This window comes from Pseudomonas sp. zjy_15, from assembly GCF_043101865.1.
In the GTDB taxonomy this organism is placed as follows: Bacteria; Pseudomonadota; Gammaproteobacteria; order Pseudomonadales; family Pseudomonadaceae; genus Aquipseudomonas; species Aquipseudomonas putida_Y.
Genome location: NZ_JBICII010000108.1, coordinates 26,968 through 51,183, shown reverse-complemented (window position 1 = coordinate 51,183; position 24,216 = coordinate 26,968). Strand labels below are relative to the sequence as shown.

The 24,216-nt window shown below is 61.0% G+C and carries 17 protein-coding genes; 8 read left to right on the top strand and 9 right to left on the bottom strand.

Features of this window, described 5'->3' with window-relative positions; genetic code table 11:
- Positions 1-388 precede the first annotated feature (388 nt).
- On the top strand, positions 389-2,392 hold the full coding sequence (locus tag ACF8EF_RS21185) for a BCCT family transporter (RefSeq protein ID WP_370844375.1): 2,004 nt from the start codon (positions 389-391) through the stop codon (positions 2,390-2,392).
- A 117-nt stretch (positions 2,393-2,509) separates the two neighbouring features.
- Positions 2,510-7,195, top strand: a complete 4,686-nt coding sequence (locus tag ACF8EF_RS21180) for a dermonecrotic toxin domain-containing protein (protein WP_392460888.1) — start codon at positions 2,510-2,512, stop codon at positions 7,193-7,195.
- 44 nt (positions 7,196-7,239) lie between these two features.
- Here the strand turns inward: ACF8EF_RS21180 and ACF8EF_RS21175 are convergent, their stop codons facing one another.
- The 4 genes from ACF8EF_RS21175 to gpmI form a co-directional block, all read right to left on the bottom strand.
- Positions 7,240-8,007: a divergent polysaccharide deacetylase family protein gene (locus tag ACF8EF_RS21175; protein ID WP_176684803.1), complete on the bottom strand. Its 768-nt coding sequence runs from the start codon at positions 8,005-8,007 to the stop codon at positions 7,240-7,242.
- 8 nt (positions 8,008-8,015) lie between these two features.
- Entirely contained in the window at positions 8,016-9,332 is a 1,317-nt protein-coding gene (locus ACF8EF_RS21170) for a S41 family peptidase (RefSeq protein WP_176684804.1), read from the bottom strand.
- A gap of 78 nt (positions 9,333-9,410) precedes the next feature.
- Entirely contained in the window at positions 9,411-10,718 is a 1,308-nt protein-coding gene (locus tag ACF8EF_RS21165; RefSeq protein ID WP_392460887.1) for a murein hydrolase activator EnvC family protein, read from the bottom strand.
- A 141-nt stretch (positions 10,719-10,859) separates the two neighbouring features.
- Positions 10,860-12,395 carry a 2,3-bisphosphoglycerate-independent phosphoglycerate mutase gene (gene gpmI / locus ACF8EF_RS21160; RefSeq protein WP_176684806.1) on the bottom strand — a complete coding sequence of 512 codons (1,536 nt, stop codon included), beginning with the start codon at positions 12,393-12,395 and terminating at the stop codon, positions 10,860-10,862.
- 207 nt (positions 12,396-12,602) lie between these two features.
- On the opposite strand from gpmI, the gene ACF8EF_RS21155 reads away from it, so the two are divergent.
- Genes ACF8EF_RS21155 through secB form a run of 3 tightly spaced genes read left to right on the top strand, consistent with a single transcriptional unit; the run spans position 12,603 to position 13,797 of the window.
- Positions 12,603-13,016 carry a rhodanese-like domain-containing protein gene (locus ACF8EF_RS21155; protein WP_392460886.1) on the top strand — a complete coding sequence of 138 codons (414 nt, stop codon included), beginning with the start codon at positions 12,603-12,605 and terminating at the stop codon, positions 13,014-13,016.
- A gap of 1 nt (position 13,017) precedes the next feature.
- Positions 13,018-13,272, top strand: a complete 255-nt coding sequence (gene grxC, locus ACF8EF_RS21150; protein WP_003249204.1) for a glutaredoxin 3 — start codon at positions 13,018-13,020, stop codon at positions 13,270-13,272.
- A gap of 39 nt (positions 13,273-13,311) precedes the next feature.
- The gene (gene secB, locus ACF8EF_RS21145) at positions 13,312-13,797 is read left to right on the top strand and encodes a protein-export chaperone SecB (protein ID WP_003249206.1); all 486 of its coding nucleotides are present in this window, start codon (positions 13,312-13,314) and stop codon (positions 13,795-13,797) included.
- Between the two features lie 153 nt (positions 13,798-13,950).
- Here the strand turns inward: secB and trmL are convergent, their stop codons facing one another.
- Positions 13,951-14,412: a tRNA (uridine(34)/cytosine(34)/5-carboxymethylaminomethyluridine(34)-2'-O)-methyltransferase TrmL gene (trmL, locus tag ACF8EF_RS21140; RefSeq protein ID WP_003249209.1), complete on the bottom strand. Its 462-nt coding sequence runs from the start codon at positions 14,410-14,412 to the stop codon at positions 13,951-13,953.
- Between trmL and ACF8EF_RS21135 the strand changes: the two genes are divergently transcribed.
- Positions 14,411-14,848, top strand: a complete 438-nt coding sequence (locus ACF8EF_RS21135) for a hypothetical protein (protein ID WP_392529340.1) — start codon at positions 14,411-14,413, stop codon at positions 14,846-14,848. The two genes, trmL and ACF8EF_RS21135, sit on opposite strands and share 2 nt — an antisense overlap.
- Before the next feature lie 589 nt (positions 14,849-15,437).
- Here the strand turns inward: ACF8EF_RS21135 and ntrC are convergent.
- The 3 genes from ntrC to glnA form a co-directional block, all read right to left on the bottom strand.
- A complete protein-coding gene (ntrC, locus tag ACF8EF_RS21130; RefSeq protein ID WP_176684809.1) occupies positions 15,438-16,874 on the bottom strand; it encodes a nitrogen regulation protein NR(I) in 1,437 nt (478 codons plus the stop codon).
- Positions 16,871-17,956: a nitrogen regulation protein NR(II) gene (gene glnL / locus ACF8EF_RS21125; RefSeq protein ID WP_176684810.1), complete on the bottom strand. Its 1,086-nt coding sequence runs from the start codon at positions 17,954-17,956 to the stop codon at positions 16,871-16,873. Before glnL ends, ntrC begins: the two co-directional genes overlap by 4 nt.
- Before the next feature lie 365 nt (positions 17,957-18,321).
- Positions 18,322-19,728: a type I glutamate--ammonia ligase gene (gene glnA, locus ACF8EF_RS21120; protein ID WP_021783715.1), complete on the bottom strand. Its 1,407-nt coding sequence runs from the start codon at positions 19,726-19,728 to the stop codon at positions 18,322-18,324.
- Positions 19,729-20,198: 470 nt separating this feature from the next.
- On the opposite strand from glnA, the gene thiI reads away from it, so the two are divergent.
- Both thiI and typA read left to right on the top strand, forming a co-directional pair.
- Positions 20,199-21,653 carry a tRNA uracil 4-sulfurtransferase ThiI gene (gene thiI / locus ACF8EF_RS21115; protein WP_003249221.1) on the top strand — a complete coding sequence of 485 codons (1,455 nt, stop codon included), beginning with the start codon at positions 20,199-20,201 and terminating at the stop codon, positions 21,651-21,653.
- A 128-nt stretch (positions 21,654-21,781) separates the two neighbouring features.
- Positions 21,782-23,602: a translational GTPase TypA gene (gene typA, locus ACF8EF_RS21110; protein WP_021783717.1), complete on the top strand. Its 1,821-nt coding sequence runs from the start codon at positions 21,782-21,784 to the stop codon at positions 23,600-23,602.
- Between the two features lie 189 nt (positions 23,603-23,791).
- On the opposite strand, the gene ACF8EF_RS21105 is transcribed toward typA, so the two are convergent.
- Complete coding sequence (locus tag ACF8EF_RS21105) at positions 23,792-24,196, bottom strand: YkgJ family cysteine cluster protein (protein WP_049870388.1); 405 nt, start codon at positions 24,194-24,196, stop codon at positions 23,792-23,794.
- Between the last annotated feature and the right edge of the window lie 20 nt (positions 24,197-24,216).

The window sequence follows — 24,216 nt, the reverse complement described above, 5'->3', positions numbered from 1 at the left end:
AATAAAGAATAAGCTCTGCGACAATTTGTGCCATTGACAGTTTTTCAGGCGGTCGAGAAGGCACGGATTGACACCCCAGGAAATCGTGTAACCCCCGGAATACAAGGCGTTGACGGGCGTGAGCGATGCGAAATGCAGATTCTGCCGTACGGTCATTGGTCCTGCGGCAGGCCCTTGGAGCGGGCGGGGTGCTCTGTGACGAATGCGCGCACCTCCGTTGAGGCGTGGCATTTTCAGCAGGCCACCTGTCTGTTTTTGGCAACGTATCGATTCGGGATCACGGTTTCCAGGGTTCTTTTATAACACCTGATGCAGTGGGGATATTCCACCAATTGCTCGGGAAAGACTGATTAGCCTCCACAGCCGCACTGCCCGGAGCATTCGTGCAATGAGTTCTGCCTCACTTATCAAGCCCCCCGCCGAGAGGGTACGGGTCAACCGCGTGGTGTTCTTCACCTCCGCGCTGATGATCCTTGTTCTGACTGCCTTGCTGATCGCTGCACCCGAAACTGCCGGCCAAGTGCTGGGCGTGGCCCAGAAGTGGCTGACGCGTACCTTTGGCTGGTACTACATGCTGGTCATCTGCGGATACCTGCTGTTCGTCGTCTACCTGGCTTTCTCCGACTACGGCAGCCTCAAGCTGGGTGGCAAGGACGACCAGCCGGACTTCAGCTATGGCGCCTGGGCCGGCATGCTGTTCTCGTCCGGTATCGGTATTTCGCTGCTGTACTTCGGCGCTTCCGAGCCGCTGGACCACTATTTCAATCCCCCGGAAGGCACACCGGCCAGCCTCGAGGCCGCTCGCCAGGGCTTGCAGCTGACCTTCCTGCACTGGGGCCTGCACGGCTGGGCGATCTATGCCCTGGTCGGCCTGGCCGTGGGTTACTTCGCTTACCGCCACAACCAGCCGCTGGCACTGCGCTCGGCGCTGTACCCGCTGGTGGGCGAGCGTTGGGTCAAGGGTGCTGCCGGCAATGCCGTCGACATCTTCGGCATGTTCGTCACCCTGCTTGGCCTGGTGACCAACCTGGGTATCGGCTCGATGCAGGTCTCTTCGGGCCTGGAATACCTGTTCGGCATGGACCACAGCAAGACCAACCTGCTGGTGGTGATTCTGGTCATGGCCGGTGTGGCCACCGTGGCTGCGGTCTCGGGTGTGGAAAACGGCATTCGTCGCCTGTCCAACCTGAACATCGTGCTGTTCAGCGGCCTGCTGATTTTCGTATTGCTGGGCGGCGAAACCCTGCACCTGCTCAATGGCCTCGTGCAGAACGTCGGTGACTACCTCAACGGCATCGTGCTGAAAACCTTCGACCTTTATGTGTATGAAGGCGAAGCCGGCAAGTCCGAGCGCTGGTTGGGTCTGTGGACCGTGTTCTACTGGGCCTGGTGGATCTCCTGGGGCCCGTTCGTCGGCATGTTCATTGCGCGTATCTCCAAGGGCCGTACCGTGCGCCAGTTGGTCATGGGCGTGCTGCTGATTCCGCTGGGCTTCACCCTGGCCTGGCTGTCGATCTTCGGCAATACCGCACTGGACCTGGTGATCAACCAGGGCGCTGTGGAACTGGGCAAGACTGCGCTGGAACAGCCGTCGATGTCGATCTACCAGCTGCTGGAATACTTCCCGGCGGCCAAGATCGTGATTGGTGTGGCGGTGTTCGTCGGTTTCGTGCTGTTCCTCACCCCGGCCGACTCCGGCGCGGTGATGATGGCCAACCTGTCGTGCAAAGGCGGCAAGGTCGACGAAGACGCCCCGCACTGGATGGTGGTGTTCTGGTCCGTGGTGATCACCCTGGTGACCATCGGCCTGCTGTTTGCCGGTAACTTCGAGGCCATGCAGACCATGGTCGTGCTGGCGGGCCTGCCGTTCTCGGTGGTGCTGGTGCTGTTCATGTTCGGCCTGTACAAGGCCATGAAGCAGGACGTGGTGATCGAGCAGGAGCGCGCCGAACTGGCCGCCCGCGGCCGTCGCGGCTTCAGCGAGCGCCTGACCCAGCTGGAACTGCAGCCGACCCAGGCCGTGGTGCAGCGTTTCATGGACAAGCAGGTCAGCCCGGCGTTGAAAGAAGCCGCTGCACAGCTGCAGACGTTGGGCTTCGAGGTGGAAACCCGCGTTGGCCAGTCGCGCAACCTGATGGGCTTGCGGGTGATGATGGAAGAAGGCAACCCGTTCGTCTATGAGGTGAGCCTTGACGGCTATATGGCCGCGCCGAGCGAGGCGCCGGTCGAGGGTGAGCCTGAACTGCGCCAGCGCTTCTACCGCGCCGAGGTCTACCTGCATGACGGCAGTCAGGAATACGACCTGATGGGCTTTGCCCCAGACCAGATCGTGCGTGATGTGCTCGACCAGTTCGAGAGCCATCGCCAGGTGCTTGGCCGCGTCTATAGCTGACTGCCCGGCAGGTCGCCGCACCGCCAGGTGCCGCGGCCTGCCAGCAGTAATATGTAGCACCTCTTTCGATAACATCTCCAGGACGCTTTGTGGTTCATTCCATAACGAGTCCTGGTCATGCCCGCCACTCACGCGCACAACCTCAAACACGCAGTCGCCGCCCAGTTCGCCAGCCGTCCCACGCTCCGCCAGGTCGCAGGGGAACAGGTCATGAAGGTGATCCTGGAGCACTATCCTCTGGTTGGCGTACATCGCCCTGAGATGACCTCGGCTGCACCGCTGTACCTGATGTCCATGCATCCGGATGGCGTCTGGCACCCTCAGCCGCTGGTGGATGTGGTGCTGCAGGCCCTGCTTGCGGCTAAACCACTGGACCTCGCCCCAGCGGGTGACTACCGCCTTAGCCTGAACCCGCCCCGGCGCTTTTTCGCCATCGAGTCGAGCCTCGAAACTGCCGAGGGCGATTTGATCGAGCCCGCGCGCCTGACCGATGGCCTCAACGCATTGCTGCCGATGCTGCTATGGCACTTCCAGCAAGCGCAGATCGACTATTGGAACGGCGACGCCACGATCGACCGCGACCTGTGGTTGCAGCAGTTGTTGCGCGCCAACCTGCTCGATGGCCTGAAAGACGAAGCGCTGGACGACGAACAACGCAAGCTGCTGCGTGACCTGATGATGGGCAACCGCACCGGGCTCGATGTGCAGCTGGTGCGGGTAGCGTTACGTCAGGGCGAAGACACTTTCCATGAGCTGTTGCCCGGCTTGCTGATTACCGCCTCCAGTGAAGTTCGCGAACTGACACTCTGGTGTTCTCCCGAAGGCCTGGTCCGCAGTTTTGACGCCCAGGCTTCATTCGGCGCGGCGTTGCAAATACAGATGGCTGGACGTTACCGGTTTGATGAGTTGAGCTGGCAGGGCCTGACTGTGGAGGGCGACGCTTTCGCCCTGTACAGCGCCCTGTTGCTGGAAATCTTGCTCGAACGCTTGGCCCGCCTGCGCTGGAGTGCGATCGACAGCGTCGACCAACTGGAGCATTACTGCCATTTGGCCTGCGAGCCCGCGTCCTTTTTTGCCGAGTTCAGTGACCAGGGCACCGGTGGGCTGGGCCTGGCGCTTCCCAAGGGCCTGTCGCGAGCCGATACGGATAGCCAGACCGCCTACCTGCAAGCCATGCTCGACTTGTCGCTACTGCAACAGCACAGCCCAGACCAGGGCATTCAGGACGGTCTGCCGGACTTGCACACCTATGCGGCGACACGCCTGCGCGAAGCGATGCTGCATGACCACCCGGTAGACGCCAATTACTTTCCTGATGACCTTATCCTCAGCGTCGAGACCTTTGTCAGTGACGGTCACGGGCTGGGCTTCGGCCAGAAGACCGGTGAAAAGAAGTTGACCCTGACGCAACTGGCGATCGGCCGCCTGGATGCCACAGCAGGAGGGGTGGTGACACACATCGCGCACCGGGAAAACCAGCTGATCATGAAGTGGATGACCATTGATTACGTCCGTGAGCTGGTGCAGCGAGTCGACATCGGCGGCACGTATCCACGTCATGTACAGTCGATGCTCGATCGCTCGGCGAGCCGCGCCGAACACATCTCGGCATTTGCCATACGCTGGCGTATTACCCTGATGTTCGATGCCGCGCGGGCGCGGGCAGTCAAGCGGCTCGACAAGTTCGCCTACGGCGCCCTGGCAGAATTCTGCCGTAGTGGCCAGGAAGGTGCAGCGGCTGTGCGGATTGCACCGCTTGCGTTCAAACGCTCGCCGACATCAGAGAGGGTCGACGTGGCGCATGGTTTCTACGTGATCGAACTCATCGAGCTGGGTGCTCATCTGTTGTATTGCCCGCTGTACACCGACAAGGCGCTGATTCAGTTCGACAGCGCTCAGGCGCTGTTGGATGCGATCAGCCGCCCGGGGGCGTTGCAGGACAGCGTGCTGCTGTGGATCGAGCAAGCTCAGCGCGGGGTCTACGACAACGGCGGCTTCCGGGAGCCGCACCTGCCCCAATGGCTGCTCGACCCTTACACCCTCCCGGCGAAACCGCAGCCTGTTCAGTTGGCGCTGCAGTTCTGGGCGCAGGACGTGGATCGGCAGATGTTCGAAGCCAAGGGCCGGATGTTGCTGGAGCTGGCGGATCGCAGCGCCATGAGTAACAGCGAGGTGCGCTGGCGGCTGGTCACGGCATTTTCCTGGGAGCTGCTGAATGTTGTGTTTCCGGTGTTACCGGGGCCGCTCACCTCGGTTGCCTGGCTTTACATCGGCATGCGCAGCCTGATCAACGATGTGCAGGGGCTGGCCAGCCCGCATCTCGACGAGCGAATCCAGGCGATGGTCGATGTGCTGAACAACACCTTGCTGGCGCTGATACACCTGCAGACGCCGAAACTGGCAGCGCCGGCCGTTTCTGGCGACCTGCCGCCATCGCTGCTCCAGGGGCCACCTCCAGGCAACGGGATCGAGTTGGCGAACCTTTCCACAGCAACGCGGGAGCCCAGTGCCTCGGTCGACAGGCTGCAGGCGATGGCCAACACCCACCTGGACTTTTCCTGGCGTGGGGCTGGGGGGCTCAACGGCCTGTCGAGTGCCCAGCGCGGTCAAATGCGGGCGTTGGCGACCAGCGTTTCGCTGGCGGGGCGTGAACCGCAGACGCAGGGCGTGGCTGCTGGCCTGGTGCGGATTGGGGATGATTTCTATGTGTCTCTGGACGGTGATGTCTACCGAGTCAGCCTTGATAACGCAGCGTTTCGCATCATCGGTCCGGACGGCACGGTTGGGCCATACCTGATGCGCGACGGCAATGTCTGGCGCCTCAATAATTCGCGATTGCACGGTGGCAATGATCGCTCCGGCGAGTTGGCCCGCGAGCGACTGCGCAAGAAACTAAGCGGGCCGATCGCCAAGGCTCAGGCCGAGATAGAGCGGCTTCTCTTGGCCGCGGAGGCTGCCACGAAGGATTTCAACGCGTTGAGCGAGCAGGTTGTCGGTTTGCGTGATCCGGTAAAGAAAGTCGAGGATCGGTTGCAAAAGGCGCCACCAACCGACCCGGGCGAACGTGCGCAATTCGAGCAGGCTACCGAGTTGTTCAAGCGCAAACTCCAGCAGTTGCACGAGCAGACGAATGCGCTGCGCACCCGGCGCCTGGCGTTGAACGACAGTCTATTCCAGGGGTATCTCGAGGCTGAACGCAACATTATCTACGTGCTCGACAAGACGAGCGCCTCGACGCAGGGCGGCAGCGTGAGAGATCAACGGATACTCTTGGGCCAGGTCCGCAAGAACCTGATCAGCTTTGGCATGTTCTTCATTGATGAGCTCCTGGCCTTGGGTGGGTTCAGGGAATACGATCAACTCACCAATGCGCTCAATGAGGCACCGCCAGAGAAACAGGCCGAGTTGTATGCCAGGTTCCGGACGATGTTGGAGAAGTTGCTTGAAGAGCAGCCCAGGATCATCAATGTCTCCAGCCAGCTGGATCGCCTGTTGGCCATCACCGATATCGACATGCAAGTGCCTTACGTCAATACCACGCTGACCGTCTCGAGCATTATCGAGAGCCGCAAGACGACCACGATCAACATCCGGTTTTTCCAGGCCATGGGCCTGGTCGAGCTGGCCCTGCAGTGGCACAAAGGCACGCCTACCCAGCACTACATGATCTTCCGCCATGCGCTCGCCAGTCAGCGTCTGCGGGTGGCCGCACAAACGCATCATCTGCTGATGTTCTGTGATTTGCCTGTCGCCGAACGAATCGAGGTACTGCAAAGTGCGTGGGACGAATACCTCTCGGCGATTCTCAACGCCGAACGGATCAAGACACTCGGCAGCAAGCTCATCGATGTCCAGCGCCTTGAGGCCTACAAGCAACAGATGGTGGAACTGAAAACCATAGCCGGTGAGGCGTTGGTCGAGGCCATGCGCGAGCAGGCGGACGGGCAGGTTCGTGGCACACGTCGTGCGGTCTATTCACGAAAGAGCCTGCAGGTGGCCCATACGCGGGCTGGTCAGATAGTCATTGGCAGCGAATCGGTGGTCGACGGGCAGGCGGTGCTGCAAGTTGTAGCGGCTTTCAACAAGAGCGCGCTGCATCGCTTCCAGAAGCAGGGAAACACCTGGGTTGAAGAGGTAGCCGCGGGCGAACCGGAACAGCCGTTGCGGACTTCTACCCCGGAGTCCGAAAGGAACAACCGGGAACTGGCCGAGGCCATGCTGGCACAGAATGAAAATGTCATCGCTCAAGCCAGAGCCCTGGTTGCCAAGGATGCTGACGACATGGGCCTGATGTCGATGCTGGACGGCCAGATCAACGAAGTGGCCGAGCTGCGTGAACAGCTCAGCGATGCCAACGCAGAGCACGCACTGCTGGCGGGCATGGACGATGCGCTGATTCAGTTGCGTCAGGCCCGCCGGGACTGTTTGGTAGCGCTTTACAGCAAGACGCGCTATCCAGGTTCCAGAGGGCTGAATTTTCTCCATCAACAGGGGCTGCTTGCAGTGGAATATGTCGGGCCTCGGCAGGTGGTCTCCGATGGCTATCTGGACGAGTACCGGATCAGCCTGTTGCGGGCTCCCGGCGAGGCCAAGGGTAGACCCTTGTGGGCCGCGCATTTCCACTTTGCCGACTCGCAGGCGGCGCCCACGGCGTTTGGCAAAGGCCATCTCAAGCTGTGGAGCCAGCGCAAGATGGGGTATCGCGAGCAAATGAAGGCGGCGAGCGAGGGGCAGGTACTGAGCATTTATCGGGGTAACCTGACCTACGCACAGGCCAGGGATGTCATTCCGTTCAACCTCTGAACATTCGCCCGGGTGGCCCAGCGGTTGCCCGTGATCAGCAAATGCTAGCGATTGCTGTAACGGCCATGCTTACCGTGTGCAGGCATGGCCTGGTTGCCACGTGTGGCGATCATCTGTTGCAGCGTGACCAGTTCGATACCCAACTGCTTGAGCCGGGGAATTTGACTTTCCAGCACCGCGAGCGTCTGCGGGTATGGGTGGCCGATCAACACCGCGGAGCCTTGCTTGCGGGCCAGCGCGATACCCTGTTGCAACTGAGCGTCGATGGCTTCCAGTGTGCGCACGTCATCCAGAAATACATCCCGCGACACATGCGCCACATCGTGTGCTTGAGCCTCGGCCGCGGCGACCGTGGCGGCACTGGTGCGGCTGTCGACGAAGAACAGTTGGCGCCGCTGCAGCTCGCCCATCAACCACGCCATGGGTTCACGCTGTGCGGTCATGCGGCTGCCCATGTGGTTGTTGATGCCGGCGGCGTAGGGCACCTTGACCAATGCTGCGTCCAGGCGCCGCGCCAGCTCTTCGATGGCGATGCCCGGGTGCCAGGCATAGGGGCCGGTGGCCGGGTCCATGGGCATGTGCAGGATCACCGTCTTGCCGGCCTTGTGCGCCTGGCGGGCAAAGTCGGTGGCATGCGGGGTGTCGGGCATGATCGCCATGGTCACCGGCCCGGGCAGGGCCAGGGTACGGCTGTCACGCTCGGTGCTCTGGCCCAGGTCGTCGATGATGATGCTCATGTAGGCCTTGTTGGCCGGCGCCGCTTGCGCGATTCCGGCCATCAGGCAAAACAACAGACACAGCAGATAACGCATAGGGTGGCTCAGTCGCCCTTGGTGATGTTCAGGCCCTTGAGCAGGCTCAGTGCCTGGCTCAGCTGGAAGTCGTCATCCTGCGGGCGTTCCTTGCGCTTGCTGCTGCCCGTCGGGCGGTCGGCGCCGCCGTTGCCGTTGCCCAGGTGGCCCTGCAGGTCGGCTTCCTTGAAGTTTTCGGTGTCGGCCTCGGCGGTGAGCTTGGCCTGGCGCACTTCGATGTCCGGGACGATGCCCTGGGCCTGGATCGAACGGCCGTTGGGGGTGTAGTAGAGCGCAGTGGTGAGCTTCAGGGCGCGGTCGTTGGCCAGTGGCAGCACGGTCTGTACCGAGCCTTTGCCGAAGCTGTCGGTACCCATCAGTACGGCGCGCTTCTGGTCCTGCAGGGCGCCAGCGACAATTTCCGATGCCGATGCACTGCCACCGTTGATCAGCACCACCAACGGCACGCCTTCGCTGGCATTGGCCGGGTTGGCCGAGAAACGCAGCTCGGAGTTGGCGATGCGGCCCTTGGTGTAGACGATCAGGCCTTTGGTCAGGAAGTGGTCGGCCACTTCCACCGCCGACTGCAGCACGCCGCCTGGGTTGTTGCGCAGGTCCAGCACTACCCCGCGCAGCTTCTTGCCGTTGTCCTTGCGCAGCTTGGCCAGCGCCTTGCCCACTTCGTCACCGGTCTTGACCTGGAACTGGGTGATACGGATGTAGCCGTAATCGTTCTCCAGTAGCTGGCTCTTCACGCTCTTGACCTGAATGACCGCACGGGTCAGGTTCACGTCAAACGGGGTGCCACCGTCGCGCACCAAGGTCAGGGTGATTTTCTCGCCGACCTTGCCGCGCATCTTGTCGACCGCTTCGGTCATGGTCTGGCCGCGGGTCGGGGCGCCGTTGATCTTGACGATCAGGTCACCAGCCTGCACGCCGGCCCGCGAGGCCGGGGTGTCGTCGATTGGCGAGACCACCTTGATGAAGCCGTCTTCCTGGCCTACTTCAATGCCCAGCCCGCCGAACTCGCCGCTGGTGCTTTCCTGCAGTTCCTGGAAGTCCTCGGGGCCAAGATAGGCCGAGTGCGGGTCAAGGTTGCTAAGCATGCCCTTGATGGCGTTTTCCAGCAGGGTCTTGTCGTCTACCGGTTCGACATAGGCGGCCTTGATACGGTCCAGGACCTCGGCGAAGGTGCGCAGTTCTTCCAGCGGCAGTGGCGCCTTGGCGGTCACCTCGGTGGCTGGCACTGCGGCGGCCTTGGCCGGCTCTGCGGCGGTGGCCAGGGGCGCGCCTACCGCCAGGGCGATGGACAGGGCCAGCTGGGTGAGACGAGGCGAGTGCAGCATGTCGAACGAACTCCTGATCCTGTAAGCGCTCCCTGGGGAGCATCGGCGCAGCACTCAGGCTGCGCCGTAGAAATGTGACTAGCCTCGGCACCACTGCGAAGGGTCGGTAGGGCGGCCCTGCTGGCGGATAGCGAAGTACAAGCCTGCAGCTTCCTGACCACCGCTGTTGCCAACGGTGGAAATGGCTTCACCGGCCTTGACGATGTCACCGGCATTCTTGAGCAGGCTCTGGTTGTGGCCGTACAGGCTCAGGTAACCGTTGCCATGGTCGAGAATGACCAGAAGCCCGGCGCCGCGCAACCAGTCCGCGAAAACCACGCGCCCGCCGTGCACGGCGCGTACCTGAGTGCCCGGGGTGGCGCTGATCATCACTCCGTCCCATTTGGCACGGGCGTCGCTGCCGCGGGCATCGCCGAAACGAGCCAGCAGTCGACCATTGACTGGCCATGGAAGTTTGCCCCGCGCAGCAGAAAATGCGCCGCCGTAGTTCGCACCATCGCTGGAAACCATCGGCCCGAGGGTGGTGCGGGCCTTTTTCGGCGGCTCCGCTGGCTCACGGGCCTGGTCGCGGGCAGCGGCGGCGGCCAGCGCTGCCTGCTTGCGGCGTTTTTCCGCTTCCTGCTGCGCCAGCAGGGCCTTCTTGCGCGCTTCTTCAGCTTCACGGGCCTGGCGGGCGAGGGTTTCCTCGATGGTCTTCAGGACCTTGGCCAGGTCGGCCTGGTCCTGTTCGCGCGCTTGTAGCTTTTGACCGCGGTCCTTTACATCGCTGTTGAGCTTGGCCAATACCTGCTGGCGCTTGGCGCGCTCGGTTTCCAGCGCCTGGCGGCGGCTGTCGAGGTCCGCGCGCTGGGCCAGCAGCTGTTGCTGCTGGCTGGAAATTTCCTGTTCGACGTTGGCCAGTTGGCGCAAGGTCTCGTTGAAGGTGCGCAATTGCTCCAGGCGCGCCTTGCTCAGGTAGTCGTAATAGGTGAGGGTGCGGGCGAATTTCTCGGGGTTCTGCTGGTTGAGCAGCAGCTTGAGGTATTCCTCGCGACCGTTGTTCTGGTAGGCCGAACGGGCCTGGATGGCGATCAGTCGTTGTTGTTCAACGCGGGCGCTCTGGAGTTTTTTTTTCTCGGTATCAAGGCGCTCCAGCTCGCCTTCAGTCTTTTTTAGTTCTTGCTGCAGGGCCTCCACCTGCTTTTCGAGGTTGCCGATGTCGGTTTCGGTGGTTTTGAGGTCCTTTTGCACACCGGCCTTTTCTTCCTGGAGCTTGCTCAGCGTTTTCTTGAGCTCGGCAATGTCCTGGCGGGTGGCATCCAGTTGCTGCTGGGTCTGCGCGCGCTCATCGGCGAAGGCCGGGCTGAGCAGGCAAGACAAGGCTAGGAGGATCAGGGCGCGAAGCATGGGGTTTGGCGTACCAAGGATGGAGACTGGCCTAGTATGCCCGCGTGGGCAGGCAAAAAAAACGCCTCGCTGCGGATGCAGGGGGGCGTTTGTCTGGAATTCATGTGCAATTGGGGCTGCAAGGCAGCCCCTCGTTGCCATTCAGGCGTCGACCAGAATCGAAGTACCGGTCATTTCCACCGGCTTTTCCAGCCCCAGCAGCTTCAGCATGGTCGGTGCCACGTCGGCCAGCACGCCGCCCTCACGCACTTTCACGTTGCGCTTGCCAACATAGATGAACGGTACCGGCTCGGTAGTGTGTGCAGTGTGCGCCTGGCCGGTGCACTCGTCCTCCATCTGCTCGACGTTGCCGTGGTCGGCGGTGATCAGCGCCTCGCCGCCGACCTTGTCCAGCGCGTCGACAATGCGGCCTACGCAGGTATCCAGCGCTTCGACGGCCTTGACTGCCGCTTCGAACACGCCGGTGTGGCCGACCATGTCACCGTTGGCGTAGTTGACCACGATGACGTCGAAGCGCTGCTGTTCGATGGCTTCGACGATGCGATCGGTCACCTCTGGTGCGCTCATTTCCGGTTGCAGGTCATAGGTGGCGACCTTCGGCGACGGGATCAGGATGCGTTCTTCGCCTTCGAACGGCTCTTCGCGGCCACCAGAGAAGAAGAAGGTGACGTGGGCATATTTCTCGGTTTCGGCGATGCGCAGCTGGGTCTTGCCGTTTTTCGCCAGGTATTCGCCCAGCACGTTGTTGAGGCTGGATGGCGCAAAGGCTGCTGGTGCCGGGATCTTCGCCGAATACTGGGTCAGGCCGATGTACGCCGCCATCTTTGGCAGGCGCGCACGGGCGAATTCCGTGAAGTCTGGCTCTACAAATGCACGCGACAGTTCGCGAGCACGGTCGGCGCGGAAGTTCATGAAGATCACGGCATCGCCATCTTCGACCTTGACGGCTTCGCCGATGCGCGTGGCCTTGACGAATTCGTCGCTCTCGTCGCGGGCGTAAGCTGCTTCAAGGCCTGCTTGGGCCGTGTCAGCGGTGTACTCGGCAGCGCTGTCGACGATCAGGTTGTAGGCGGCGCTGACACGGTCCCAGCGGTTGTCGCGGTCCATGGCGTAGTAGCGGCCGATCAGGCTGGCGATGCGGCCCTTGCCCAGCTTGGCGAAGGTGGCATCGAGCAGTTCGATGGACGACTGCGCGCTGCGTGGCGGGGTGTCGCGGCCATCGAGGAAGGCATGCAGGTAGATCTTTTCGGCGCCACGCTGGGCGGCCAATTCGGCCATGGCCACCAAGTGGTCCTGGTGGCTGTGTACGCCACCATCGGACAGCAGGCCGAGAATGTGCACGGCCTTGCCAGCACTGGCTGCCTTGTCCACAGCACCGGTCAGCACCGGGTTTTCGAAGAACTCGCCGTCGCGGATGGCCTTGGTCACCCGGGTGAAGTCCTGATAGACGACACGACCTGCGCCGAGGTTCATATGACCGACTTCGGAGTTGCCCATCTGCCCGTCCGGCAGGCCGACATCCATGCCCGAGCCGGAAATAAGGCCATGCGGCTGGGTGGCGCACAGGCGGTCATAGACCGGTTTATTGGCGGCAAAGATGGCATTGTGTTCGGGGATATCGCTATGGCCGAAGCCATCCAGGATAATCAGGACCAGGGGTTTGGGCGTGCTCGTCATCAATCAAACTCACGGTTGTTCAAAGATGATAAAGACACGCATTTTAGGGCAAATACGCCACCCGCGGCGAATATTCGTCCCATTCCACTGACCGGCGCACCTGTGGCCGCCACATGAAGGTGGTTTTGTGGCCGGCCCGTCGGGCTTTGGTGGCACCAAGGGGCTGTGTATACTGGCCGGCATTTTCAATCGCCTGGAACACCGCTGATGGTTGCTCACCTGATTCAATTCGCGACAGATCACTACATCCTGGTTGCGATCTTCCTCATTCTGCTGGTCCTGCTGCTCGTCAACGAGATCCGTCGTGGTGGCCAGAGCCTGACCAACGGCCAACTGACAGCCATGGTCAATGCCGAGAAGGCCCTGGTGGTCGACATTCGCCCGGCCAAGGAATACTCCGCTGGTCATATCGTCGGTGCGGTGAACATCCCGCAGGACAAACTGGCCAACCGCATGACCGAGTTGGGCAAACATAAAGAGAAGACCCTGATTGTCGTCGACGCGATGGGCCAGCAGTCCGGCACTATTTGCCGCGAGCTGCTCAAAGCTGGTTACAACGCCGCCAAACTGAGCGGTGGCGTTTCCAGCTGGAAAGCCGATAACCTGCCCCTGGTGAAGTGATATGAAGCCTGTCATCGTCTATTCCAGCGACTACTGCCCCTACTGCATGCGCGCCAAGTACCTGCTCGAGAGCAAGGGCGTGGCCTTCGAGGAAATCAAGGTCGACGGCAAGCCGCAGGTTCGCGCCGAGATGAGTCAGAAAGCCGGCCGTACGTCGGTGCCGCAGATCTGGATCGGCAGCACCCATGTCGGTGGATGCGATGACCTCTATGCCCTGGAGCGCGCCGGCAAGCTCGACGCGCTGCTGGCGGCCTGATTTGCACTGCATTCAAAAACATTAGGATAAGGATCTGACATGACTGACCAACAGACCAACGGCGCTGCTGCAGAAGACAACAGCCCTCAGTTCTCCCTGCAACGCATCTATGTGCGCGACCTGTCGTTCGAGGCCCCGAAAAGCCCGCAGATCTTCCGTCAGACCTGGGAGCCAAGTGTTGCCCTGGACCTGAACACCAAGCAGAAATCCCTGGAAGGCGACTTCCACGAGGTCGTGCTGACCCTGTCGGTTACCGTCAAGAACGGTGACGAAGTGGCTTTCATTGCTGAAGTGCAGCAGGCCGGTATCTTCCTGATCGCCAACCTCGATGCGCCTTCGATGAGCCACACCCTGGGTGCGTTCTGCCCTAACATCCTGTTCCCTTATGCCCGTGAGGCCCTGGATAGCCTGGTGACTCGCGGTTCGTTCCCGGCGCTGATGCTGTCGCCTGTCAACTTCGACGCCCTGTACGCGCAAGAAATGCAGCGTATGCAGGAAGCGGGTGAAGCGCCTACTGTGCAGTAATAACTGCCGGTATCAAGAAAGCGCCTCTCGGGGCGCTTTTTTTTGCCTGTGCGGGCCTCTTCGCGGGTAACCCGCTGCTACAGGCGATCGCGCCGTTCCCTCGACCTGTGTAGGAGCGGGTTTACCCGCGAAAAGGCCGGCACAGGCGACACATCAGCTCCCGGCAAACCCGTTCTGCCGCCACGCCTCATACACCGTCACCGCCACGGTATTGGACAGGTTCAGGCTACGGCACCCCGGCCGCATCGGCAGGCGCAGGCGGTGTTCGGCCGGCAGGCTGTCCAGCACCTCGGCCGGCAGCCCGCGGCTCTCCGGCCCGAACAGGAAGGCGTCGCCCGGCTGGAAGGCCACTTCGTGGAACGGGTGCGAGCCCTTGGTGGTAAAGGCAAACAACCGTGGGTTGCCAAGGCTTTCCAGGCATCCGGCCAAGCTCTCGTGACGCTTGAGCGTGGCATACTCGTGGTAGTCCAGCCCTGCGCGGCGCAGGCGCTTGTCATCCAGTTCGAAGCTGATGGGTTCGATCAGGTGCAGGGCGCAGCCGCTGTTGGCGCATAGACGAATGATGTTGCCGGTATTCGGCGGAATTTCTGGTTGAAAAAGGATGACGTGAAACATGCACGGCTCCAAGCGTGAAGATGACGGGCATTCTACTCCTGAACCGGACGTGCGTTCGAAGTCCTTCCCACGGGTGATGCTGTCGTTGGCGATCGTCGGCTTGATGGTGGGGCTGATGATCGGTCGCCTGACTACGCCCGACGAGCGTGAGTTGCAACAGGTGCAGGTGATGCAGGATGGCCTGGAGCTTTGGTTCAACGAAGAGCCCAAGCTGCATGGCGAGAACGTGGAAGGGACGGTGGCGTTGCTGTTCCAGGCCCAGGGCAAGGCTCAGCAAGGGCAGCTTAGCCTGCAAGGCAAGCCGGTGAGCTGGCGGGTACAGCACACCAAGGAAGGTTTGTTGCTGACGGTGGTGGCCGCGCGCCCCCTGCACGGCGAATGGGCCGGTGCAGAGGACGCTGGGCGCTGGCGGGTGCAAGTGAAACTGCACGAATAAAAGAGGGGATATCCCGGCCTGCCTGTACCAGGGTCCCCAAAAGGGGTACTGCGTATAAAGGGGGGATGTCCCGGCCTGCCTGTACCGAGGTCCCCAAAACGGGCGGTGCTGCGTATAAAAGAGGGGTTCACCCGGCCTGCCTGTACCAGGGCCCCCGAAACTGTAGATGTATTGCTTGTTGCAGGGGGCGTGCCAGTTTTGCAAAAGCCGTGAATACTGGGCTTTGCGGGTGATTTGGCCGGATTTTAAGGGTATTTGTGCCTTCGAGAGGTGCAGCCGGCACAGGAACGGTGCATTCAGACGGCTGAAATGGCTGGGGCCGCTTTGCGCCCCATCGCGACACAAGGCCGCTCCCACAGGATCGTGGTAGGAGCGGGTTTACCCGCGAATACGATGGTGGCGGCAATGGTGAGCGGCAGGTGGAGATTGGCCAGCAGGCCCGGCCTCTTCGCGGGTGAACCCGCTCCTACGACGACCCCGATGTGTGTCCATCGCATCAGCCTTGGGGCAGAGGTGATCCCGTGGGAGCGGCCTTGTGTCGCGATGGGCTGCAAAGCAGCCCCAGCAATCTAGAAGGCTAATTCAGAGCTCAGTGGTCATCACCTTCCTCATCATCCCCACCAGCCACATTCATCCCCAATTCCTTGATCTTGCGCGTCAGGGTGTTACGCCCCCAGCCCAGCAACAGCGCGGCATCCCGCCGGCGTCCGGCGGTGTGCTTGAGTGCCGTCTCGATCATGATCCGTTCAAAGCTCGGCACTGCGCTGTCCAGCAGGTTGGTCTGCCCGCGCGCCAAGGCCTGGTCGGCCCACTGGCGCAGGGCCTGCTCCCAGTTGGTTACCGGCGCGGCGTCTTGTGGCAGGTTCAGCAGTTCTGGCGGCAGGTCACCGATCAGCACTTCGCGGCTGGAGGCCATCACGGTAATCCAGCGGCAAGTGTTCTCCATCTGCCGCACGTTGCCCGGCCATGGCAGGTTGCGGATGAACTCTTCAGTCTCCGGCTTGAGGATCTTCGGCTCGACTGCCAACTCCTGGGCGGCCCGGGCAAGGAAGTGGCGGGCGAGGGCGGGGATATCTTCGCGGCGGTCGGCCAGGCGCGGAATGTGGATACGGATGACATTAAGACGGTGGAACAAGTCTTCACGGAACTTGCCGGCCTGCACCAGTGATTCCAGGTTCTGGTGGGTGGCGGCGATGATGCGCACGTCGACTTTGACTGGCACGTGGCCGCCCACGCGGTAGAACTCGCCGTCGGCCAGCACGCGCAGCAGGCGGGTCTGGGTGTCGGCGGGCATGTCCCCGATTTCGTCGAGGAACAGCGTGCCGCCATCGGCCTGCTCGAAACGACCCCGACGCAAGTTGGCAGCACCTGTGAAGGCGCCTTTCTCATGGCCGAACAGCTCCGACTCCATCAGATCCTTGGGGATGGCGGCCATGTTCAGGGCAATGAACGGCGATGCTGCGCGCGGGCTGTGTCGGTGCAGGGCGTGGGCCACCAGTTCTTTGCCGGTGCCGGACTCGCCGTTGATCAGCACGGTGATGTTGGAGTGGCTGAGGCGGCCGATGGCACGGAACACCTCCTGCATCGCCGGGGCTTCGCCAATGATTTCCGGGGTGCGCGCCAGGTTCTGTGGCACATCCAGGCCTTGCTGCTCCTGGGCGTGCTGGTTGGCGCGCTTGACCAGCGATACCGCTTCGTCGACATCGAATGGCTTGGGCAGGTACTCGAAGGCACCGCCCTGGTACGAGGCCACGGCGCTGTCCAGGTCGGAGTGGGCGGTCATGATGATGACCGGCAGGCGCGGGTGCTGCTCGCGGATCTGCGCCAGCAGGTCGAGGCCGCTGGTGCCAGGCATGCGGATGTCGGAAATGATCACGTCGGGTTGCTGGCGTGCCAAGCGCCCCATGACACCGTCTGCGCTGTCGAAGCTCTGGGTGGTCATGCCTTCCTGTTGCAGGGCTTTTTCCAGGACCCAGCGGATGGAGCGATCATCGTCGACGATCCAGACGGTTTCACTTCGGCTCATGAGGCGGTGGCTCCTTGTTCCAGAGGCAGGTAAATCGAGAAGGCGGTATGGCCTGCGTGGCTTTCACACTCGATCAGGCCCTGGTGCTGGCTGATGATGTTCTGGGTAATGGCCAGGCCCAGCCCGGTACCGTCCGGGCGACCACTGACCATGGGATAGAAGAGGGTGTCTTGCAGTTCCGGCGGGATGCCCGGGCCGTTGTCGATGATCTCTACCCGCGCTACCAGGCGGTGACGCACGTGGCCGATGGTGAACTGGCGCAGGGCGCGGCTGCGCAAGGTAATGCGACCCAGGCGCAGCTCATTCTGCGCGCTGATCGCCTGCATGGCGTTGCGCACGATGTTGAGTACGGCCTGAATCATCTGCTCTCGGTCGATCAGCACGTCCGGCAGGCTCGGGTCGTAATCGCGCACCAAAGTGATGCACCCCTGGCTTTCGGCATCGACCAGGCTGCACACCCGCTCCAGCACTTCGTGAATATTGGTCATGGCCAGCGAAGGCAGCTTGTTCGAGCCGAGCATGCGGTCGACCAGGTTACGCAAACGGTCAGCCTCTTCGATGATTACATTGGTGTAATCGCGCAGCCCTTCCTCGGGCAGTTCGCGGGCCAGTAGCTGGGCCGCTCCGCGGATGCCGCCAAGGGGGTTCTTGATTTCGTGGGCCAGGCCGCGTACCAGCATCTTGGTGGTTTCCTGCTTGCTCAGTTGGGCCTCTTCCTTGGTGATGCGCAGCAGCCGGTCCCGCGGATGCACTTCGAGCAACAGCAGGGTCTGGCCTTGATGCAGTATCGGCGTTACCGCGTAGTCGACAGTGATGGTCTGCCCGGTCAGCGATGTAAGCTGCGCTTCACGCTTGGTGAACGGGTGCGCCTGCTCGACCGCCTGGCGCAGCGAGCTGAGCGCCTCGGTCGATTCGGTGAACAGTTCGCTGATGAACTGCCCATGGCTGCGCTGGCCACTGATGGCCAGTAGCATTTCTGCGGCCGGATTCATGTACTCCAGGCGCAGCTCGGCGTTGAGCAGCAACGTGGCAGTGGTCAGGTTGTCCAGAAGCAGACGGTGCTGTGCATCGCTGATGGTCATAAGGCGTCGTTGACCTCTTTTGGCGCTTGCCTGGCACTGTTATGGCCAGGGCCGGACGCGGGGTGGATCCACTGATGCGAGACTCTTGATAAGAAAATGCAAGAAACAAACCAAAGCGCCGAAAAGAAGCGGAATTTGCCGAGAAAGGCCTGAAACTGCGCAAATTCGGACCAGAAAGTCTTGGTGAAACGTTTAATTTGAACCAGATTGGTGAGCAAATGAGGGCATGGTGTGAATTAGTGCACCAAGATAGAGCATAGCGTGACAGGCGGGGTTGCAGTGCTTCTGCTTGGTGCGCAGAAACGAAAACGGCCTCCCGAAGGAGGCCGTTGTGATCAGGTCATCGGCGCAGGGCGCCAATCAGATCAGCAGCTGTAGTACAGCTCGTATTCCAGCGGGTGCACGAAGGTGCGCACCTTGATTTCTTCTTCGCTCTTCAGCTCGATGAAGGCATCGATGAAGTCGTCGGAGAACACGCCGCCCTTGGTCAGGAACGCACGGCCTTTATCCAGCTCTTCCAGAGCTTCTTTCAGGCTGCCGCACACTTGCGGGATGTTCTTGGCTTCTTCTGGCGGCAGGTCGTACAGGTTCTTGTCGGCCGCGTCGCCTGGGTGGATCTTGTTCTGGATGCCGTCCAGGCCAGCCATCAGCAGGGCCGCGAAGGCCAGGTACGGGTTGGCCGATGGGTCCGGGAAGCGTGCTTCGATACGGCGGGCTTTCGGGCTGCCAACGTAAGGAATACGGATCGAGGCGGAGCGGTTGCGAGCCGAGTAGGCCAGCATTACCGGGGCTTCGAAGCCTGGAACCAGACGCTTGTAGGAGTTGGTCGACGGGTTGGTGAAGCCGTTCAGGGCCTTACCGTGCTTGATGATACCGCCGATGAAGTACAGGGCGGTGTCGGACAGGCCGGCATAGCCTTCACCCGAGAAGGTGTTCTTGCCGTCTTTCCAGATCGACATGTGCACGTGCATGCCCGAGCCGTTGTCGCCGTACAGTGGCTTCGGCATGAAGGTGGCGGTACGGCCGTAAGCGTCGGCAACGTTGTGCACGACGTATTTCAGCGCCTGTACTTCGTCAGCCTTCTTCACCAGGGTGTTGAACTTGACGCCGATTTCGTTCTGGCCGGCAGTCGCCACTTCGTGGTGGTGAACTTCAACGGTCTGGCCCATTTCTTCCAGAGCGTTGCACATGGCAGTACGGATTTCGTGGTCGTGGTCGAACGGCGGAACCGGGAAGTAGCCACCTTTCACGCCTGGACGGTGGCCTTTGTTACCGCCTTCCACGTCAGCGCCGGTCATCCACGAGCCCTGCTCGGAGAAGATCTTGAACATCGAGCCGGAGATGTCCGACTGGAACTTCACTTCGTCGAAGATGAAGAACTCAGGCTCTGGGCCGGCGAATACGGTGTCACCGATGCCGGTGCTCTTCAGGTACTCTTCGGCGCGCTTGGCGATTGCACGTGGGTCACGATCGTAGCCCTGCATGCTCGACGGGTCGACGATGTCGCAGGTAATGATCAGGGTTGGCTCTTCGGTGAACGGATCCAGAACGGCGGTTTCGTCAACCGGCATCAGGATCATGTCGGAGGCTTCGATGCCTTTCCAGCCAGCGATGGAGGAACCGTCGAACATCTTGCCGACTTCGAAGAAGTCTTCGTCCAGCGCATCACGCGACGGCATGGTCACGTGGTGCTGAGTGCCTTTGGTGTCCGTGAAACGCAGATCAATCCACTTGACGTCATGATCTTTGATGAGTTGAACCGACTTCGACATGTTGTCCTCCGGATGGTCTAGAGCGCGGTGGGCCGCTGCCCTGGAAAAAGGGTGTTGCCGGGCGCGGATAGTCGGCCAAGCTTACCTGCCTCACAAGGGAGCAAATTGCATGCCAGTGCCCGAAAATGGCGAGGCTGGGATAAAAGGGGGCGTTTGCGGGCATTTGGCGTTGGGGTGGCGGGCAAAAGTGCACCCTTACGATGCGTTTTTTGATCATCTCGCACCAATAGGGTGCGTGGCATGAGTAGTGTGCCAGCTTCCAGGGCCTCTTCGCGGGTAAACCCGCTCCTACGGGCTTTGCACTGCTTGTAGGCGCGGGGGCACCCGCGAAAGGGCCGGAACAGGCACTGCAAAACCCGCTCTCTGCATTTATCTCAAAGCTTCTGATCAAAAGTTGGTCAAATCCTGAGCAATTTCCGATATAATTCGCGCCCCTCATTTTCGGCAGGCCCTGCGCGCGCTGTTAACCAATGAAACTTATCGTCAAAGTCTTCCCAGAAATCACCATCAAAAGCCGGCCGGTGCGCAAGCGCTTCATCCGCCAGCTTGGCAAGAACATCCGCAACGTGCTCAAGGATCTCGACCCTGAGCTCGCGGTCGATGGTGTCTGGGACAATCTCGAAGTGGTTACCCGCGTCGAAGACGAAAAAGTCCAGCGCGAGATGATCGAGCGCCTCACCTGCACGCCGGGTATCACCCACTTCCTGCAGGTCGAGGAATACCCGCTGGGTGACTTCGACGACATCGTCGCCAAGTGCAAGCACCACTTCGGCCACCTGCTGGCCGGCAAGCACTTCGCCGTGCGCTGCAAGCGCGGTGGCCACCATGACTTCACTTCGATGGACGTCGACCGTTACGTCGGCAGCCAGCTGCGCCAGCAGTGTGGCGCAGCCGGGATCGAGCTGAAGAAGCCTGAAGTGCTGGTGCGCATCGAAATCCGCGACCAGCGCCTGTACGTGATCCACAACCAGCACAACGGCATCGGCGGTTATCCGCTGGGCGCCCTGGAGCAGACCCTGGTGCTGATGTCCGGTGGTTTCGACTCCACCGTTGCGGCCTACCAGATGATGCGCCGCGGCCTGATGACCCACTTCTGCTTCTTCAACCTCGGCGGCCGTGCCCATGAGCTGGGCGTGATGGAAGTGGCCCACTACCTGTGGAAGAAGTACGGCAGCAGCCAGCGTGTACTGTTCATCAGCGTGCCGTTCGAAGAAGTGGTTGGCGAAATCCTCAACAAGGTCGACAACAGCTACATGGGCGTGACCCTCAAGCGCATGATGCTGCGCGGCGCCGCCCATATGGCCGACCGCCTGCAGATCGACGCGCTGGTGACCGGCGAAGCGATTTCCCAGGTGTCCAGCCAGACCTTGCCGAACCTGTCGATCATCGACTCGGCCACCGACAAGCTGGTGCTGCGCCCGCTGCTGGCCAGCCACAAGCAGGACATCATCGACCAGGCCACCGAAATCGGCACCGCGGACTTTGCCAAGCACATGCCGGAATACTGCGGCGTGATCTCGGTAAACCCGACTACCCATGCCAAGCGTCACCGCATGGAGCACGAAGAAAAGCAGTTCGACATGGCCGTGCTGGAGCGCGCTCTTGAGCGCGCCAAGTTCATTTCCATCGACCATGTGATCGATGAGCTGGGCAAGGACATCGAAATCGAGGAAGTGGCCGAGGCGCTGCCTGGCCAGATCGTCATCGACATTCGCCACCCCGATGCCCAGGAAGACGAACCACTGGTGCTGGAAGGTATCGAGGTCCAGGCCATGCCGTTCTACGCCATCAACAGCAAGTTCAAGCACCTGGACCCTACGCGCCAGTACTTGCTGTATTGCGACAAGGGTGTGATGAGCCGTTTGCACGCACACCACCTGCTCAGTGAGGGACATGCCAATGTGCGTGTTTATCGTCCGACATAAGATGCCGGGGCTGTATGGCGGCAGTATTCGCCATCGCCCTCCCGACCGCCGGGCCCGCTGAGCCTTAAACAGTACATATTGGCCGCCTACACTGGGCGGCAACCGAATCCTCTGATCGAGATACACTTGTGATCGAAAATCTGCGTAACATCGCCATCATCGCCCACGTTGACCATGGTAAAACCACTCTGGTCGACAAACTCCTGCGTCAGTCCGGCACTCTGGAGCGTAACGAGCTCAACGACGAGCGCGTCATGGACTCCAACGACCAGGAAAAAGAGCGCGGTATTACCATTCTGGCGAAAAACACCGCCATCAACTGGAACGGCTACCACATCAACATCGTCGACACCCCCGGCCACGCCGACTTCGGTGGCGAGGTTGAGCGTGTAATGTCGATGGTCGACTCCGTGCTGCTGCTGGTCGACGCCCAGGACGGCCCGATGCCGCAAACCCGCTTCGTGACCAAGAAGGCCTTCGAAGCCGGCCTGAAGCCAATCGTCGTGATCAACAAGGTTGACCGCCCAGGCGCGCGTCCTGACTGGGTTCTGGACCAGATCTTCGACCTGTTCGACAACCTCGGTGCCACCGACGAACAGCTGGACTTCAAAGTGGTCTACGCCTCGGCCCTGAACGGCATTGCCGGCCTGGACCACACCGCCATGGGCGAAGACATGACCGCGCTGTACCAGTCGATCATCGACAACGTACCGGCTCCGTCTGTTGACCGCGAAGGCCCGTTCCAGATGCAGATCTCTGCACTGGACTACAACAGCTTCCTCGGCGTTATCGGTGTTGGCCGCATCGCCCGTGGTCGTGTCAAGCCGAACACCCCGGTTGTCGCCATCGACACCAACGGCAAGAAGCGTAACGGCCGTATCCTGAAGCTGATGGGTCACCACGGTCTGCACCGCGTTGACGTCGAAGAAGCCCAGGCTGGCGATATCGTCTGCATCAGCGGTTTCGATGAGCTGTTCATCTCCGACACCCTGTGCGCCCCGGATGCGGTAGAAGCGATGAAGCCGCTGACCGTTGACGAGCCGACCGTTTCGATGACCTTCCAGGTCAACGACTCGCCGTTCTGCGGTAAAGAAGGCAAGTTCGTCACCAGCCGTAACATCAAGGACCGTCTGGACAAGGAACTGCTGTACAACGTTGCCCTGCGCGTTCAGGAAACCGACTCCCCTGACAAGTTCAAGGTATCGGGCCGTGGTGAGCTGCACCTGTCGGTGCTGATCGAAACCATGCGTCGTGAAGGCTTCGAAATGGCCGTGGGCCGTCCTGAAGTGATCATCCGCGAAGTCGACGGCGTCAAGCAGGAGCCGTTCGAGAACGTCACCATCGACATCCCTGAAGAATCCCAGGGCAAGGTCATGGAAGAAATGGGTCTGCGTAAAGGCGACCTGACCAACATGGTTCCGGATGGCAAGGGCCGTGTTCGTCTGGAGTACAACATTCCAGCCCGTGGTCTGATCGGTTTCCGTAACCAGTTCCTGACCCTGACCAACGGTGCAGGCATCCTGACCTCGATCTTCGATCGCTACGACACCATGAAGTCGGGCCAGATGTCCGGCCGCCTCAACGGCGTACTGGTTTCGGTCGAGACCGGCAAGGCACTGACCTACTCGCTGGAAACCCTGCAGGCTCGCGGCAAGCTGTTCGTTGAGCACGGCCAGGAGATCTACAACGGTCAGATCATCGGCCTGAACAGCCGTGACAACGACCTGGGCGTGAACCCGACCAAAGGCAAGAAGCTCGACAACATGCGTGCTTCGGGCAAAGACGAAGTCATCGCCCTGGTGCCGCCAGTTCGCCACACCCTCGAGCAGGCCCTGGAGTTCATCCAGGACGACGAGCTGTGCGAAGTGACTCCTAAGTCGATCCGTCTGCGCAAGAAGATCCTGGACGAAGGCGAGCGTACCCGCGCAGCCAAGAAAGCCAAGAACTGAGTTAGCTCAGGCTGAATGAAAACGCCCCCGGTCGAAAGGCCGGGGGCGTTTTAGTTTGTCTGGGTTTTTTGTGCTGGTGGTACCGGCCTCTTCGCGGGTAAACCCGCTCAGGATTTCCACAAAGGTCAAGACCTCCACAGTACCTGTAGGAGCGGGTTTACCCGCGAAGAGGCCGGTGCAGGCAATAGATCAGCGCCCAACCACTTTGGGCTTGTAAGCACAATACCCCGGCCGCGGCCCGACCTTGGGGTGGTTGCGGCAGGTATCCGGGCGCTTGTCATAAATGGTGCACAGGCGGCTTTTACGATCCAGGTACATGCAGTCGTCGTTGCTCATCCGGGTCAGGGTGAAGATGCCCGACTTCTGGTTGAAGCGCTCGATGATGCCTTCTTTTTGCAGGCGTTTGGCCACGTTCTTGGGTGGTTCGTCTTTTTCGAACTCGTCGACCACGCCGATACGGATCAGATCCTTGATCTTCACCTCTACCGGCAGGGTGCAGCAGGTCGAATGGCAGCCGTGGCACATGTGGCTGGCGTAGCGCTGCCAAGTCTCCAGGCGGTCGACTTCGGCGGCGGCGATCAGGGTCGTTTTCATCTTTATAAGGTGGATCACGG